Here is a 15,715-nt window from a genome sequence, read left to right as displayed (position 1 = left end):
AGTTCAGCAGATATATAAACTTGTCATCAAAAGCTTCATAAAAGACATTAAATAAAAATTATGAAAAAAGTAATTCTATTTCTCTCATTAATAACTATTGTTTCTCTTACTAACGCTGTTACTGCACAAGAAATTAATTCCTCTGAAATTGATGTACTTGTAAATAGAGCATTAGCATCAACTCCTTCAGTAGGAATTGCAGTCGCTGTGGTGAAAGATGGAAAAATAATTCATTCGAAAGGATACGGAGTTAAATCTATTAAAAACAAAGAAAAGGTAGACGAAAACACTTTGTTTGCTATTGCTTCAAACTCAAAAGCATTTACGGCTGCTACCCTAGCAATATTGGTTGATGAAGGAAAACTAAAATGGGAAGACAAAGTGATTACGTACATTCCTGAGTTTAAAATGTACAACAATTATGTAACTGCTAATTTTACCATTCTTGACCTTTTAACCCACAGAAGTGGTTTAGGATTGGGCGCTGGAGATTTAATGATTTTTCCTGATGGTTCCAATTTCACAATCAAAGATGTAGTGAATAGTTTTCAATATCAAAAACCAGTTTCAGCATTCCGTACCAAATACGATTACGACAATCTTTTGTATATAGTAGCAGGTGAAGTCGTAGCTCGAGTTAGTGGTATGCCTTGGACAGATTTTGTGCAATCAAGAATATTTAATCCGTTAGGAATGAAAAATTCTGCTCCTATAAGTTCCAAATTAGCTAAAAATGCAAACCTAGCGTTCCCGCATGATTCCGAAGGTGAAAAAATAAAACAATTGGCTACTTACCATAACGATTTGGTTGCTGCTGCTGGTGGTATTTACGCAAGTGTACACGATTTAACCCAATGGATGCTTGTGCAACTAAACAATGGAAAATACGGGAAAGAGTTATCCAATGAATTGTTTTCTGAAAAACAACAAAAACAAATGTGGAAACCACATACCAACTTAGGCTTCTCCACAAAGCCTAACCCAAGAACCCAGCAACATTTTGCAGCTTATGGTTTGGGGTGGTTTATTGCAGATAAACAAGGAAAAATTGTGATTAGTCATACAGGTGGTTTACCAGGTATGCTATCAAAAACGGTGTTAGTTCCTGAACTTAACTTAGGAATTGTAGTTTTGACAAACTCCTTACCTGGTGGAAAAGCATACAGTGCTATTCCTGAAACAATATTGGATTCATATTTAAAGATTGAAAAACGAGATTGGGTTAAAATATTAGCAGATCAAGCAAAAGCTACTGGGCAAAAATCAGATTCTGTTACTACTAAAGTTTGGAAGACTGTTGAAAAGAATAAATCAGTAAGCATAAATTTAAACAACTACTTAGGAACCTATAAAGATGATTGGTTTGGTGAGGTAGTAATATCCTTAAAAAATGGAAAGCTTTGGTTTACCTCTAAACGTTCACCAAAATTGAATGGACAAATGTTCTACTACAAAGCAACTACATTTGCTATAAAATGGGAATATACAGACATGAATGCCGATGCGTTTGCTACATTTAATTTAGATGAAGAAGGCAAAGCAATGGGTATAAAAATGAAAGGCATATCTCCTAACATTGACTTTAGTTTTGACTTTCAAGATTTAAACTTAAAACGAGTTGAGAAATAACTAGTTTTTACCTAACCCCTATAAAAGCCCCCCGATTACTATGAAAAACAACAGATCAACTCAACTAGACCACAATTTTTTAACAGAGTATAAATTATCTACTGCTCCTCCACCAACAGATGCTTTATTCTGGAAAATGTGGAATGCCTGCCAAGACATTGCTAATGAAACATTGAATACTCAATTTATTCAAGAGATTAAATCAGGGACACTCAACCCTGTACATTATGGAGGGTTTAATATTAGTGACGCCTATTACTGTTTTAAGGGAGCGCAAGATTATCTAAATGCAATGGACAGAGCTTCAAATCCAACTCTTAAGGCATTTTTACACAAAAAATACAATAGCTACCAAAAATACAATGATACGTTTCCAAAAACATGGCGTATTAAAGATGCGGAGGGGATTGTACCTAGTGAGGTTTGTAAGTTGTATTCTAAATTTGAGTCGATGGTAGCCTCTCATCAAGAGCCCATTTACGCACTTATAGTCATGATACCTTGTGAATATTTATGGGCGTGGTTAGCCTCACAGCTATCTCCTACTTCTTCAAAAAATCTTTATGCTCCATGGATTACTGGCAACAATGACCCCAATGGCGCTTATGCAATGGGTAATTTTTTAGAGGAGTACCAGAAAGAAAATCCTATAGATGAAAAATTAGCAACACAGCTCTATACCCAAGCAATAACCTACGAATACCAAAATTTTAATACTGCTTTAAGCAGTTAAAAAAAAGCTTCCTTGCTATTTTGTAAGGAAGCTTTTTTTAGCTAATGAAACCAAACAATTTAAGGTTTCATACATTTTTTCAATACTTCTTCTGCTCTTTCTTTATTGAATCTTGGATAAAATTTCTCTGTTATTTTTTCTTCTTTTCCTAATTCAATCGCTTTCTTGATATTATTACAAAAAGGCTCGGTTGATTGTCCAAAAAAACGAGCGGCTCCCATATCAGATTCTGCTTTACTTAACACAACTCTTGGATTGTTAGGAGCTAATTTTAAAGCTTTCTCATACAATGTTGCATTTTTCATAGACATCGTCATTCCATATTTCTGACCATCAAAAACCATATAAGCGATGTTTAATAAAGCTTGGGTAATTAATATTTCTGGATTCTCTGGAGATATTGACTTGGCTATATCTAAAAACCCTTGTGCCTTGGTTAACTTCGTAGTCAACGTTGCCTCGTCTTTAATTTGAAAACTCTCTATAATTTCAATAGTAGCAGCATAATACGGAGGTAACCAGTTGTTCTTTTCAGCTTTTGATATTCTTTCAAACAACTGAGCTGCTTCGGTTGTTTTGTTGGTTTTCCATAATTCAAATGCTTTGGTCATTCCTTTTTCGTATTGACTTTGTGCTGATACATTTACAGCAAATACTATGGCTAAAAGTGTAATAATTTTTTTCATTTTTGATTGATTTTAATTGATAGTTCAAATATCTTACGATTGTTATTGTTTATATAAAATACTATACTGAGTTGTTATTTTTTATGACTGAATTGTTATAAGTGGCAGATTTCTCACTACGTTCGAGATGACGGACTTTAAACATTTTGTCATTTCGAAAGAACGAGGAACGAGTGATGAGAAATCTAGCTAAATGTATCCTTATACTTTTTTAAAAACCCTTATAAATTGTTTAGTTGGTTATATTTTTTATTATCGCTAATCGTCCAAAAGAACCCGACAAAAAAGAAACGATCTGCTGAAGGCGTAACTGCTTGTCGCTCGTAAACACCTGTTGAATTTGGGGTGTTCTTGTAATCATATCCAAATACATTTTGGGTGCCTAACACATTGTTTACCGAGAAATACAAGATTTTTTGTTGACTGATTAAATACGCCCAATTCACACTTACAGAGTTGTAATTTTTAGTTTTTTGATTTAAAAATCCGCTGGTATTAGGATTCGTATAACTTCTTCCCGATGCAAAAGTGTAACTCATTCCTACTTGACTTTTCCAATCGGCAATCCAATGCTTTGCTACTACCGATACATTGTGTTTTGAAGCGAAGTTAGGTGTCGCCTTTGTTGTGTAATTTTTATAATCTCTTTTGGTATCTAAAAACGAATACGACACCCAATAATCTGTATTTTTTATGTTCTTGTTATCTCTCCAAAAAACATCAATCCCCTTAGAAAAGCCTTCCCCTAGATTTGAATAATTCGAATTGGGTTCGGTAAAATCAGTATCGTACTTTACCAAATCTTGATATTTTTTATAGTAGCCTTCTATTCTTAAAATTTGCTTGTCTTTTACATATTGATAATTGGCAATAAAATGCGACGTATTCTCTGCTTTAAATTCCGTGTTGAATTTTAAATACTCATTCTTCGGGTTTTGATAAAATTGTCCATATGCTAATGAAAACTGAGCATTGTCTCCAGATTTATATGCTATCGATGCTCTAGGAGATACCGTAAATTGCCCCAACAATTCTGAATACTCTCCACGAACTCCTACTTTTGAACCTAGCTTTTTAGAGAAGAAAATATCTGCTTCAGCAAAACTTCCTAAAATGTTATTGTTAAATCCGTAAGTGGCATTCCCGTTGGTTTCATTTTGATAATCTTCAGTAAAATTGGTTACAAAATATTCTGTTCCAAAATTGAGTTTAAATCGATTAGAAAATCGCTTTTTCAAAACCACTTTAAAGTGCGCCGAATTTTCATCGTCATTAATCTTACTCTCAGAAATTCCTACTTTAGAATGGTCGTTGGTAAATGATACTCCACCAGAAACTGTCCAGTTGTTTGCTAAATGTCGCTTATACGATCCGTTGAAATACAGATTTCTATTTTGTAAAGCAAAGTGAAATCCATTTTCGTAATTGATATTATCTTGGATCATATCAAAGTCTGTATAGCTATAAGCCCCATATAATTTTAATAGTGATTCATCGTCAAACTTAAATCGGTACACCGCTTCTCCACTTAACGATTGTACTGGCTTGTTCCACTCATTTCTATCTGGAAACAATTTTTGGTACGGTGCTAAGTTGATATACGATGCATTTACACTTAACGAGCTTTTACCAAATACTTGTGTGTTACCTACTCCCAAACCTACCGTCATCAGCGATATATCTGTTTTTTCTTTTACTGACTCATCATTCGTATTTAACAACAAAACACTTGACAATGCTTGTCCATACTCTGCTGAATAGCCTCCTGTAGAAAATGTGATTCCTTTAAACAAAAATGGAGAAAAGCGTCCACGTGTTGGAATATTTGGAGCTGTAGGCGTATACGGAGAAAACACACGCATTCCATCAACAAAAATCTGTGTTTCATCAGCTTCTCCTCCACGCACAAACAAGCGCCCATCTTCACTTACCGATGATGTCCCTGGTAAGGTTTGTAGTGCACCAACAAAATCTCCCAAAGCACTTGCTGTTGTTACTACATCTAACGGTTTTAATGCAGTTACTTTTGCATTATCTCCAGCTTCAAAGGTTCCGGCATTAATGGTTACAGCATCTAAAGTGGTAACGTCTTCACGAAGCGCAATTGATATATTTTTAAATGAAGAAACATCTGCCGTTTTTGTATATGTTTCAAAAGAAATAAAAGATACAACCAACGTTTGCCTTCCTGTTTCAGAGGTAGTAAACGAAAAAGCTCCTTTTGCATTAGAAGAAGTTCCGTCATAGGTTCCCTCTAAATATACATTTGCTCCCTCTATTGGGTTTCCTTGATGATCTGTTATTTTCCCTGAAATAGTAGTTTGGGCAATTAATACTACATGAACAAAAAGACATATAATAAGTAAATAGTGTTTCATTGTTTTTATTTTTTTGATGCCACAAAACTGCTTACTTTTTTATTTTTTGCACAAAAAGAAATACTCAACTGTATAATTTTACTGACGAACTGTTTCAAGCATCAAAACTAGCACTGAATACTGTTTCTCATTTTACCATTCTTGCTTTCAATTATTCAAATCTTGCTAAATTTTAGAGTATAAAAGAGCAATACATTTGATAAAATTGTACTTTTACCTAGCATAAATTAACAGTAATGGCACACGATTTAAGTGACTATAGAAAATCTTACGAGAAAAAAGAATTACTAGAAAGCAATTGTCCGGAAAATCCAATTGAGTTATTTAGAGATTGGTTTTTTGTTGCCGATGAATCTGAATTAGTAGATGAAGCCAATGCCATGACAATTGCCTCTATAGGATTAGATGGTTTTCCAAAAAGTAGAGTGGTTTTATTAAAAAGATATACTTGGGAGGGATTTATTTTTTATACCAATTACAACTCAGAAAAAGGAAAAGCTATTTTAAATAATAACCATGTGTGTTTGTCTTTTTTTTGGTCTGGTTTAGAACAACAAATTATCATTAAAGGTACTGCTGAGAAATTAGCCGAAAACCTATCAGATGGTTATTTTGAATCGAGACCCGATGGCAGTAAATTAGGCGCTTGGGCTTCTGAACAGAGTGAAGTGGTTACCTCACGAGAAGAGCTAGACCAAAAGTTAGCTTCTTTTGAAAAACAATTTGAAAACCAAGAAATTCCTAGACCAAAACATTGGGGTGGTTTTATCGTAAAACCTGTTTCTATTGAGTTTTGGCAAGGGCGTCCAAATCGTATGCACGACCGTATTCGATACACTTTACAAAAAGATTTTTCTTGGAAACTTGAACGTTTAGCTCCTTAGTTTTATATTTACATTGTATTTATATTTGAATGAAAACACTATATATCGTTCGTCACGCTAAATCATCATGGGAATATGATAGCGTTAAAGATATTGATAGACCTTTAAAAGAGCGTGGTATTAACGATGCCCATCTTTTGTCTAAATACCTAGCTGGAGAAATAAAAAAACCTGATGTTTTTCTTTCTAGTAGCGCTAATAGAGCCCTACATACAGCGGTTATTTTTTGTGAAAATTTTGGATATCCATTATCTAATTTGAAAATAAAACGTCAACTGTATAACTTTAGTGATGGGTATTTGGTAAAAACAGTAAAAGCACTCGATGATAGTTTTGACAGTGCAATTGTATTTAGCCATGACCATGGTATTAATAGTTTTGTAAATAGGTTTGGAAGTAAACCCATTGCACATGTAACTACCTGTGGAGTTGTAGGGATTCAGTTTGACACAAAACATTGGAAGGATATTAAAAAAGGAAATACAATACTGGTAGAGTTTCCTAAAAACCATAGATAAATCTATATATTTTGAAGATAAAGAAGTACGGAGCTATTGATATTGGATCTAATGCAGTGAGGTTATTAGTAGCTAACGTTATTGAAGAAAGAGATAGAGAACCACAATTTAAAAAATCATCATTAGTGCGTGTACCTATTCGTTTAGGAGCTGATGCTTTTGTTTCTGGACGAATTTCAGAAGCAAACACTCAACGAATGATTGATGCGATGCAAGCTTTTAAACTTATCATGAAAATTCATGGGGTAGAACGATATAAAGCTTGTGCAACCTCAGCAATGAGAGAAGCCGAAAATGGCAAGGAGGTCGCAGAATCTATATTAGAAAGTACAGATGTTAAAGTGGATATTATTGACGGTAAAAAAGAAGCAGCTATTATATCTTCTACCGATTTAAATCAACTCATTGAATCCGACTCTACTTATTTATATGTTGATGTAGGGGGAGGTAGTACTGAGTTCACCTTGTTTTCCAAAGGGAAAATTATCAACTCAAAATCTTTCAAAATAGGAACCGTACGTTTATTAAATAACAAGAAAGCAGAAAATAAAATCCTTTTTAAAAAAGTACAAAATTGGATTGAAGAAAACACCAGTGAGTACAAACGTATTTCTTTAATTGGTTCTGGAGGTAACATTAACAAGATCTTTAAAATGTCAGGTAGAGAAATTGGAAAACCTATTTCTTATATCTATTTAAATGCGCAATATCAGTTCTTGAAAAAGATGAGTTATCAAGAGCGAATTTCTGAACTGAGTTTAAACCCTGATAGAGCCGATGTAATTGTCCCTGCAACAAAAATATACTTGTCCGCAATGAAATGGAGCGGGGCTAGAAAAATTTACGTTCCTAAGATTGGACTTTCAGACGGAATCATTAAAAGTTTATATTTTAATAAGCTTTAATTGACACATAAAACATAATCAAAAATAAAAACCGAGGAAATTCCTCGGTTTTTATTTTACATACGATTTTAAATTTTCTGCACTCATTAATGGCGTAAACTCAGTTAAGCTAAATTCCGCTACTCCTTCAATTATTAGTGGGTCTTTCTTCAACACTTCAATAATTTCCTCTTTCTCTTTCATATCAGAAATTACAATGCCTCCACTTCTAGGTTCTAGCGGACCTCCAATTATAAATTTTCCTTCTTTATATTGTTTTGCTACATAATTTCTATGTTGCTCTGTATATCTATTGACTTCTTCAATAGGCTTTATAAAATTAAAATTGATAATAAACATGTGCTATTTTTTAATTAAACTTTTTTGACCATTCTTTAGACCAGTTCCTTAAAGGTTCAAACAAAAGAAATAACTCCTCTCCTATTTCTGTTAATTGATATCCTCCTAGTATTTTCTCTATAATAAAGGTTTTTTGGAGTTCTTTTAGTCTTGTATTTAATGTAGTTGGCGATATATCATCACAAAGCTTTTCTAAATCACTAAATGATTTTGGTGAATCATTCAAATGCCAAATAATACTCATTGTCCAACTTCGTCCTAATAAATCAAAAAGCGCCATAATTGGCTTTCCTGACTTAGAACCTCTAACTGATTTTCCTGGTTTTGGTATATTCATGACACAAAACTACATTTTTTGTAGTTAACTACAAAAAATGTAGTGATTAATTTAAAATAAAAGCTGATTAAATAGTTCAATCAGCTTTTATTCTAGTTATTTTATTTTCTTTCTATTTGAAGATTCTTTGTTTTGAGCTCTTTTTCTATCCAACTTTTAAGTTCCTTCTCATTTTTCACTATACTAGAATCTGCTAATTTTTTATTCCATTTAATAGAGATTACAGTAGTAGTATCTGCTTTAATAAAATCGCTAGACGATAACACTTTTGCCAAACTTATTTCTTTGATATCATTAAATCTGATCTTTGCTTCTTTACTAATTTTATTAAATGGTATCGAATTCTTGTCTCTGTCTAATGCATCTTGCTCTATTCGTTGATTTAGACTAGCGATTGTTTTTTTCAAATCATCGATTTCCATATGCAGTCCTTTAATAATATTATCTTTTTCATCAAGTTCTGCTACAGCTCTATCATACGCATCCACAACTCTATCTACACTACGTGCTTTATTTTCATTGATCACAAGATGATACGAATCTATTTTAGAAAAACTTTTCAATTCATTTTTTAAAAAAGACTCTGTTGCATCACTAACATCTCCATTAAAAAACAAGTTGATTGTTTTATTACTAACATCAATGTTTTCACGCTGTAACCATAAATTAGGATTATCTAAAACTTTTGTTTTTAAAAATTTGTTGTAATTCACGCTAATCACACTCTCTCTATAAACCCCTATAAAAGTAAATACCGCTGGAATCATAACTAAAAAGGCTATTACCGACGCTATACGGGCAATTCTCTTTCGCTTTGCTGAATTTACATATCGGATCATCGTAAATCCTAATAACTTCAACACTAAAAAGGTTGCTAAGGCAATAAAAATTGTATTGATCGTAAATAAATACATCGCACCTAAGAAATAATCAAAATTTCCTATGGCTAAACCATACCCTGCTGTACATAAAGGAGGCATTAAGGCTGTTGCAATAGCTACCCCAAATATTACTGAAGCAATGGTTCCCTTCTTAGTTCTGGCAATAATCAATGCTAAACCACCAAAAAAGGCAATTAATACATCACGTATATCGGGTCTAACCCTACCTAACAATTCTGATGTTTCTTCTCGTAATGGGAATAAAAAGAAAAATAAAAAAGCCGTTAATAAACTCAGCACAATCATGGTTGCTAAATTGGTTAACGATTTTCTTAAAGTATCAATATCATTAATAGCAATTGACATTCCTACCCCTAAAATGGGTCCCATTAAAGGAGAAATTAACATGGCTCCAATTACTACTGCTGTTGAGTTGGCATTTAATCCAATAGATGCTACAAAAATAGAACATACTAAAATCCATGCTGTAGCTCCTTGAATAGAAATATCATTCTTTATTGCTTCAATAGTAGCCTCATGATCGGTATCATCTCTAAAATCAAGTAATTCTAGTATAAATTTTTTAATCTTTTCCCATAAGCCTTTCGCATCTTCTTGTATTGCTTGTTTTGATTGCTCTACAACTTCTTCATGCTTATTTTCTTCCATACACTTTGTTTTTGTTATCTTCGGAAAGATACAAATTTCTCTAAATAGGCAGAAAATAAAAAGCTTGAAGTCAACTTCAAGCTTTTTATAATTTCTAAACTCTTTTTTATTAAATATCTAATTTCTTTTTTAATGAAGCCGAAAGAGCATCTTTGTGCACTAAAACAGAAATTGTTTTCAATTTAAAATACGGTACCGACATAAATACATATCCTTGATTCCCTTGATTAGTACCCCAAGAATTTTTCACTTTAAAATAGGTATTTCCTTTTTGATCTTTAACCAAACCTACAATATGCATTAAATGATCATCAGTCGTATTAAAGTTCTCAAATTCTGCTTGACGTAAACTAGGTGTTATCTTTTTTTCTTGAACGATTTCCGTTAATGCTTTGTCATTTTCCATACTACTCGCAGGAATTACAGCTACTCCAGATTTTGAAGAAAATGTTTTTTCTGACACATCACAATCCAATTCTACAGTATATCCATTTTTAATAGCATCTTCTGTTACAGAAACTAATTCGTCTAACGAAACATTATAAAACGCTCCGTTTGAAAAATTATCAGGAATGTTTAAAATGAATTTATCGTATTTATTAGCATGCTCAAATGAAGTAATTGTTACATAGTTTGACGGATTGATTTTTACATATTCTCTAAAGGTTTTTGGAGTATACTTCTTTCCTTCAAAAACAAACTCTTCTTTGTTTTTTCCTAAATACACATCTAAAACACCTTCTATAGCTTGTTTCCATTTCGAACTCAACGTTCCAGCTGGGTTTGTTATATAAGCATCCAACATCGATTTCAACACAGCTACCATTTCAGCATGATTGTGTCTATCTTGACCTAAATCCAGCCCTGTAAAAACCTGCTCTGGAACTAAACCGTATTTAGCTACAGAATTGATAACATCATGTGCTAAACCTCCTTCACTAAACTGTGCTTTTCCTTGGCGATATAAATAATTATTGGCTTTGTCAGAATACGTATTTCTTACTGTATACATTTCAGATAAATCGATATTCTTACCTGTTAATCTAATAATCTCAGATTCTAAAAAAGAAGTGGTTGAAAAACTCCAACAAGTTCCTGTTCTTCCTTGGCTTTTTACTTCGGTGTCTTCAATATCTTTTACTGTTTTAAACTGATATTCTTGCGCAGTAAGAGAGTTTATAGCAAAAAAACTAAATGCTGCACCTATTAAGAGTTTCTTCATTTTATTGAATCTTTTATAAATTAAACGAGCAATTTACTCTTTTTAATAAGATTACTAAAATTGAATACTATTAAAAATCTACAATTACTCCAATACGAGGTAAAGCTCTTCCAGAAGTACTTTCAATTTCTTCTAAAACATACCTAGAACTATCATTAGGATCGGTAACTCTTCCATTTTCATCTTCTACAGGTAATAAATAAGGCTGTTGTTTTGAACTACTAGCATAGATATTTTGCACGTCTAAGTATAGATTAATTGCTGCTTTATTTAAAAACCAGGTCTTATCTATCCGGATGTCTAACTGCGTATAAGTATCTAAACGTTTTTTATTCAGTTTTGAATAATCTAAAATACCTCCATTTTGCACGTCGTAGTTTTCTTTAAGAGAAGAAGCATTCAAATCATATGGCGTATAAGGTCTGCCTCCCACCAATCTAAATTTCGTTCCTATTTCCCAGTTCTTATGTAACTTTTTTCCTGCCGTAATAGTTAGTAAATGCTTATTATCCCAAGTAGAAGGTATATACATACCTTGTCTATCTTTAAATTCACTTCTTACAAAAGTATATGATGCTACCCCATAAAGTCCGTTATATGATTTTTTTTGAGCCAATAACTCAAAACCATAAGCTCTTCCTTTTGAAATAGAAGCTACTTCTTCGTTTCCAACAACACCAAAGTCAGCTCCGAGATTTGCTAAACTTATTTGATTTCTTATGGAAAACGGATAATTCTTATATCCTTTATAAAAACCTTCAATAGTAATCTTAGATGTTGCTTCCGGTTTATAACTTAATCCGCTTACAAAATGATCAGATTGAATGTACTTTAATTCTCTTTTGTTTGCGAATTCCCCTAAATCATTTTTATACCCTAATACGGTATAAGATGGTAACTGATAATAGCGTCCTACAGAAGAGCTAACCATCCATTTATTTGATAAATTATAACTTAGTGATAACCTAGGTGAAAACTGATTGAATGGATTTTTCATTGTTGAATTGTGATCTATTCCATCTATCCTAAAACCTAAAGAAACTCCCAATTTATCATCTAGATATTTTTTTGAAACCTGTCCAAAAACTCCATATTTAACAAAATCTATAGCTGAATTAAAATCGTAAGTTATAACTCCATCTGAATTTGCATTTTTCTGATAATTCCTATTGGTATATCTTGCTGTTTCCAGATTAAAACCTATATTGAAATCAACATTATTAATACTTTCGAAACGACTTTCGTACCTCAACTTGTTTTCTATTTCTTTTGATGAATAATCGAGTAATAAATTAGCTGGTGTTTCTTCATTTAGAAAATATTTAACCGCTTTGTTTTTCCATTCATTTCTACTCAATACAAACAGATGTGTTGTATTAGGTGCAAAGTACTTATAACTTGCTCCCACAGTGTAATTCCATTGGCTATTTACTGGCACTGAATTTAAAATAACTTTGTTTCTTTTTATCGTTTCTACATCAGTTTCTCCATCGTTTACTCCCTTGTTAATTTCAAAATCATCAATAGCTCCTAATGCGATTATGGAAAGCTCACTATTTTTTGAGATTTGAGATTTTATGTTTGCCTGAAAATCATTATATGTTGGTAAAAAAGGAAGTTTTATCAATTTGAATAATAACTGTAAATACGATTGACGAGCAGAAAAAACAAATGTTGTATTTTCTCCCAACGGTCCATCTAAAGTAATTCCTGCATCAGAAGTTCCAATAGTAGCTCTGGTATTCAACGATTTTGAATTTCCTGTTTTTTGCGTAAACTCTATTACAGAACTTAATGTATTTCCTCTGTTTGCTGGAAATGCACTTGAATAAAAATCAACTTTCTGTACTAAATCTGCATTAATAATCCCTACAGGGCCACCACTAGCTCCCTGAGTTTGGAAATGGTTAATCACTGGCACCTCCACACCTTCTAAATAAAACTTATTTTCTGATGTAGCTCCTCCCCTAATAATTATATCGTTTCTAAATCCTGGATTAGATGCTACACCTGGAAAAGATTGTATTACTTTTAAAACATCTCTGTCTCCACCAGGATTTTTTTCAATTTCTGCAATTCCTAGAGATTGGAGAGATAACGGACTCTCAATTGAACTTTTGAACAAACTTGCCTGTACTTCTACTTCTTCAAGATTTGTTTCATCTTCATTTAACTCAATACTTATAAAAGGAGTATTGTCTTTGGTCACTAAGTATTCATCCGATATTAATGTTTTGTACCCTATAAAGGAGACCTGTATTTTATTATACCCTAAAGGAACATTCTTTACTTCAAAAGTTCCTTTTTCATTAGAAACTGCTCCTATCGTTGTTCCGTATATCAATACATTTACAAAAGGAAGTGTTTCTCTCGTTTTAGCATCAATTACCCTACCTGAAATTCTCCCTTGGTTTTGTGATACCAGACTATAAGACTGTAATAAGATTATAAATAAAAAGATTTTTTTCATTTGATTAAGTATTCTACTCTCAACAAAGCTACAATTTTTCGTTTAACAAAAAATAAAATAACTTAAACAAAATATTAACAAACACAAAAAAACCTCAATCGTTATGATTGAGGTTTTTTGTGGGGAGAGCAGGATTCGAACCTGCGAAGTCGTAAGACAACGGAGTTACAGTCCGTCCCATTTGGCCGCTCTGGAATCTCCCCAAAACTTTTAAAAAAAGCTTCTCTTTTATCGAGAAGCTTTACTAGTGACCGGGCTGGGGCTCGAACCCAGGACCCTCTCCTTAAAAGGGAGATGCTCTACCAACTGAGCTACCCGGTCATTTTTTTGCTTTTGCTTTTCTGCGTTTGCGGGTGCAAATATAGAAGGTTTTATTGTTTCAGCAAACATTTTTTTGAATTTATTTTAAAAAAAAATCACTCTTTTTTATTACCTTCTAGTAAACAGAAAGTTACCTATCCATCATTTAAGTAAGCTTGTCTAACTTTTTTAAATAAATTAGAAGAATACACAAAATCTACCACAGCTTCGTTGTCTGTTTTAAAGATTTCTTTGTGTGATCCCTCCCATGCTTTGACTCCATTTTTTAAAAAAACAATCTTATCACCTATTTCCATCACCGAATTCATATCGTGTGTATTGATTACCGTAGTTATTTTATATTCGTCGGTAATTTCTTGAATAAGGTTATCTATAACAATAGCTGTTTGTGGATCTAATCCCGAGTTAGGTTCATCACAAAACAAAAATTTAGGGTTCATTACAATAGCACGTGCTATGGCTACACGCTTTTGCATCCCTCCAGATAATTCTGCTGGAAATTTTTGATTAGAGTTTTCTAAGTTTACACGTTTTAATACAAAGTTCACTCTATCCAACATTTCATCTTCTGGCTTTTTTGTGAACATTTTAAGCGGAAACATCACATTTTCTTCTACCGTTTGCGAATCAAATAATGCACTTCCTTGAAAAACCATTCCTAACTCTTGACGAAATTGACGCTTATCTTCTAGTGTCATGTCCACATTTGCTAATCCATCATATATAATAGTTCCTTCTTCAGGTGTGTGTAAACCTATCAATGATTTTAAAAATACCGTTTTCCCAGAACCACTTCTACCTATTATCAAGCTAGTTTCTCCTGGTTTAAATGTGGTTGATATTCCTTTTAAAATCTCAACACCGTTAAATCCTTTATGTAAATTGTTTACTTCTATCATTAGGTTAATAACATTTGAGTTAAGAAATAATTAGCTATTACAATAAGTACAGTCGTCCACACTACCGATTGCGTACTTGCTTTACCAACTTCTAACGACCCTCCTTTTACATAATACCCATGATACGAAGGTACTGTAGCAATTAAAAAAGCAAAAACAACAGTTTTGATTAAGGCATAGGTTATTAAAAACGGATCAAAATCCATTTGAACACCTGTAATAAAATCCATTCCTGAAAATAGCCCTGAAATAACTCCAGCAACCCATCCTCCGAAAATTCCTAAAAACATTCCTAGTATGATTAAAAAAGGATAAAAAAATACGGTTGCTATTATTTTAGGCAGTACTAAATAATTTAAAGAATTGATTCCCATAACTTCTAATGCATCAATTTGCTCAGTAACACGCATAGTACCAATACTAGAAGTGATATACGAACCTACTTTTCCTGCCAAAATAATGGAACAAAATGTAGGTGCAAACTCTAAAATTACCGAACGCTTTGCTGCAAACCCTATTAAAGATTTTGGGATAAACGGGCTTTCTAAATTTAAGGCTGTTTGTAATGCGATTACACCACCAATAAAAAAGGAGATAAAAGCTATAATTCCAATTGATTTATGTCCTAATTCTTCAATCTCTCTAAATAAGGCTTCACGAAATACTCTGGCTCTTTGAGGTTTAGTAAAAACCTGTTTAAGCATTGCAACGTATTTACCTATATGCTCAATATAGTTCATTAAACGAATTCTATTTTTCTTTTTTGCTAAAGTATTAAAAAACCATTAACTCGACATCTTATTTATGAGTTTTAGCTTGCTTTTTGTGTACCTTTGACATTAAA

At 32.7% G+C, this 15,715-nt stretch carries 14 protein-coding genes and 2 tRNA genes; 5 read left to right on the top strand and 11 right to left on the bottom strand.

Annotation, left to right across the window (positions count from 1 at the left end):
- Window positions 1-60: 60 nt before the first annotated feature.
- Together ACQY6M_RS12150 and ACQY6M_RS12145 are read left to right on the top strand one after the other, a co-directional pair.
- Window positions 61-1,629, top strand: a complete 1,569-nt coding sequence (locus tag ACQY6M_RS12150; RefSeq protein ID WP_428742156.1) for a serine hydrolase — start codon at window positions 61-63, stop codon at window positions 1,627-1,629.
- A gap of 40 nt (window positions 1,630-1,669) precedes the next feature.
- Window positions 1,670-2,362, top strand: coding sequence for a hypothetical protein (locus ACQY6M_RS12145; RefSeq protein WP_428742155.1), 693 nt, complete (start codon window positions 1,670-1,672; stop codon window positions 2,360-2,362).
- A gap of 59 nt (window positions 2,363-2,421) precedes the next feature.
- Here the strand turns inward: ACQY6M_RS12145 and ACQY6M_RS12140 are convergent, their stop codons facing one another.
- Window positions 2,422-3,048: a hypothetical protein gene (locus ACQY6M_RS12140; protein WP_428742154.1), complete on the bottom strand. Its 627-nt coding sequence runs from the start codon at window positions 3,046-3,048 to the stop codon at window positions 2,422-2,424.
- Window positions 3,049-3,269: 221 nt separating this feature from the next.
- Window positions 3,270-5,426: a TonB-dependent receptor gene (locus tag ACQY6M_RS12135; RefSeq protein ID WP_428742153.1), complete on the bottom strand. Its 2,157-nt coding sequence runs from the start codon at window positions 5,424-5,426 to the stop codon at window positions 3,270-3,272.
- 236 nt (window positions 5,427-5,662) lie between these two features.
- On the opposite strand from ACQY6M_RS12135, the gene pdxH reads away from it, so the two are divergent.
- From pdxH to ACQY6M_RS12120, 3 genes are read left to right on the top strand one after another with little or no spacing between them, the layout of a single operon-like run.
- Complete coding sequence (pdxH, locus tag ACQY6M_RS12130; protein WP_428742152.1) at window positions 5,663-6,310, top strand: pyridoxamine 5'-phosphate oxidase; 648 nt, start codon at window positions 5,663-5,665, stop codon at window positions 6,308-6,310.
- A gap of 29 nt (window positions 6,311-6,339) precedes the next feature.
- Window positions 6,340-6,828: a SixA phosphatase family protein gene (locus tag ACQY6M_RS12125; protein ID WP_428742151.1), complete on the top strand. Its 489-nt coding sequence runs from the start codon at window positions 6,340-6,342 to the stop codon at window positions 6,826-6,828.
- 8 nt (window positions 6,829-6,836) lie between these two features.
- Window positions 6,837-7,733, top strand: coding sequence for a Ppx/GppA phosphatase family protein (locus tag ACQY6M_RS12120; RefSeq protein ID WP_428742525.1), 897 nt, complete (start codon window positions 6,837-6,839; stop codon window positions 7,731-7,733).
- 51 nt (window positions 7,734-7,784) lie between these two features.
- Here ACQY6M_RS12120 and ACQY6M_RS12115 read toward each other — a convergent pair whose 3' ends face one another.
- The 9 genes from ACQY6M_RS12115 to ACQY6M_RS12075 all read right to left on the bottom strand — a co-directional run bounded on the left by ACQY6M_RS12115 (window position 7,785) and on the right by ACQY6M_RS12075 (window position 15,611).
- Entirely contained in the window at window positions 7,785-8,072 is a 288-nt protein-coding gene (locus ACQY6M_RS12115) for a YciI family protein (protein ID WP_428742150.1), read from the bottom strand.
- A 10-nt stretch (window positions 8,073-8,082) separates the two neighbouring features.
- Window positions 8,083-8,409, bottom strand: a complete 327-nt coding sequence (locus ACQY6M_RS12110; RefSeq protein ID WP_428742149.1) for a winged helix-turn-helix transcriptional regulator — start codon at window positions 8,407-8,409, stop codon at window positions 8,083-8,085.
- Between the two features lie 101 nt (window positions 8,410-8,510).
- Window positions 8,511-9,959 carry a DUF389 domain-containing protein gene (locus ACQY6M_RS12105; RefSeq protein ID WP_428742148.1) on the bottom strand — a complete coding sequence of 483 codons (1,449 nt, stop codon included), beginning with the start codon at window positions 9,957-9,959 and terminating at the stop codon, window positions 8,511-8,513.
- A 109-nt stretch (window positions 9,960-10,068) separates the two neighbouring features.
- Window positions 10,069-11,181 carry an aminopeptidase C gene (locus ACQY6M_RS12100; protein ID WP_428742147.1) on the bottom strand — a complete coding sequence of 371 codons (1,113 nt, stop codon included), beginning with the start codon at window positions 11,179-11,181 and terminating at the stop codon, window positions 10,069-10,071.
- Window positions 11,182-11,251: 70 nt separating this feature from the next.
- A complete protein-coding gene (locus tag ACQY6M_RS12095) occupies window positions 11,252-13,651 on the bottom strand; it encodes a TonB-dependent receptor (RefSeq protein ID WP_428742146.1) in 2,400 nt (799 codons plus the stop codon).
- A 120-nt stretch (window positions 13,652-13,771) separates the two neighbouring features.
- Window positions 13,772-13,854 (bottom strand) — tRNA-Tyr (locus ACQY6M_RS12090).
- Window positions 13,855-13,899: 45 nt separating this feature from the next.
- Window positions 13,900-13,972: transfer RNA gene (locus ACQY6M_RS12085), tRNA-Lys, on the bottom strand.
- A gap of 134 nt (window positions 13,973-14,106) precedes the next feature.
- Window positions 14,107-14,871 carry an ABC transporter ATP-binding protein gene (locus ACQY6M_RS12080; RefSeq protein ID WP_428742145.1) on the bottom strand — a complete coding sequence of 255 codons (765 nt, stop codon included), beginning with the start codon at window positions 14,869-14,871 and terminating at the stop codon, window positions 14,107-14,109.
- Window positions 14,871-15,611: an MlaE family ABC transporter permease gene (locus tag ACQY6M_RS12075; RefSeq protein ID WP_428742144.1), complete on the bottom strand. Its 741-nt coding sequence runs from the start codon at window positions 15,609-15,611 to the stop codon at window positions 14,871-14,873. Before ACQY6M_RS12075 ends, ACQY6M_RS12080 begins: the two co-directional genes overlap by 1 nt.
- Window positions 15,612-15,715 lie beyond the last annotated feature (104 nt).

Origin of the sequence: Tenacibaculum sp. (assembly GCF_050290165.1) — a bacterium.
Classification (GTDB): domain Bacteria; phylum Bacteroidota; class Bacteroidia; order Flavobacteriales; family Flavobacteriaceae; genus Polaribacter.
This window is presented reverse-complemented; position numbering and strand designations above follow the sequence as displayed.

What these genes read in the sequence shown, in the direction of transcription:
- ACQY6M_RS12150 (WP_428742156.1), top strand. Translation starts at nt 61, where the DNA reads ATGAAAAAAGTAATTCTATTTCTCTCATTAATAACTATTGTTTCTCTT.
- ACQY6M_RS12145 (WP_428742155.1), top strand. Translation starts at nt 1,670, where the DNA reads ATGAAAAACAACAGATCAACTCAACTAGACCACAATTTTTTAACAGAG.
- ACQY6M_RS12140 (WP_428742154.1), bottom strand. Translation starts at nt 3,048, where the DNA reads ATGAAAAAAATTATTACACTTTTAGCCATAGTATTTGCTGTAAATGTA.
- ACQY6M_RS12135 (WP_428742153.1), bottom strand. Translation starts at nt 5,426, where the DNA reads ATGAAACACTATTTACTTATTATATGTCTTTTTGTTCATGTAGTATTA.
- pdxH (WP_428742152.1), top strand. Translation starts at nt 5,663, where the DNA reads ATGGCACACGATTTAAGTGACTATAGAAAATCTTACGAGAAAAAAGAA.
- ACQY6M_RS12125 (WP_428742151.1), top strand. Translation starts at nt 6,340, where the DNA reads ATGAAAACACTATATATCGTTCGTCACGCTAAATCATCATGGGAATAT.
- ACQY6M_RS12115 (WP_428742150.1), bottom strand. Translation starts at nt 8,072, where the DNA reads ATGTTTATTATCAATTTTAATTTTATAAAGCCTATTGAAGAAGTCAAT.
- ACQY6M_RS12110 (WP_428742149.1), bottom strand. Translation starts at nt 8,409, where the DNA reads ATGAATATACCAAAACCAGGAAAATCAGTTAGAGGTTCTAAGTCAGGA.
- ACQY6M_RS12105 (WP_428742148.1), bottom strand. Translation starts at nt 9,959, where the DNA reads ATGGAAGAAAATAAGCATGAAGAAGTTGTAGAGCAATCAAAACAAGCA.
- ACQY6M_RS12100 (WP_428742147.1), bottom strand. Translation starts at nt 11,181, where the DNA reads ATGAAGAAACTCTTAATAGGTGCAGCATTTAGTTTTTTTGCTATAAAC.
- ACQY6M_RS12095 (WP_428742146.1), bottom strand. Translation starts at nt 13,651, where the DNA reads ATGAAAAAAATCTTTTTATTTATAATCTTATTACAGTCTTATAGTCTG.
- ACQY6M_RS12080 (WP_428742145.1), bottom strand. Translation starts at nt 14,871, where the DNA reads ATGATAGAAGTAAACAATTTACATAAAGGATTTAACGGTGTTGAGATT.
- ACQY6M_RS12075 (WP_428742144.1), bottom strand. Translation starts at nt 15,611, where the DNA reads ATGAACTATATTGAGCATATAGGTAAATACGTTGCAATGCTTAAACAG.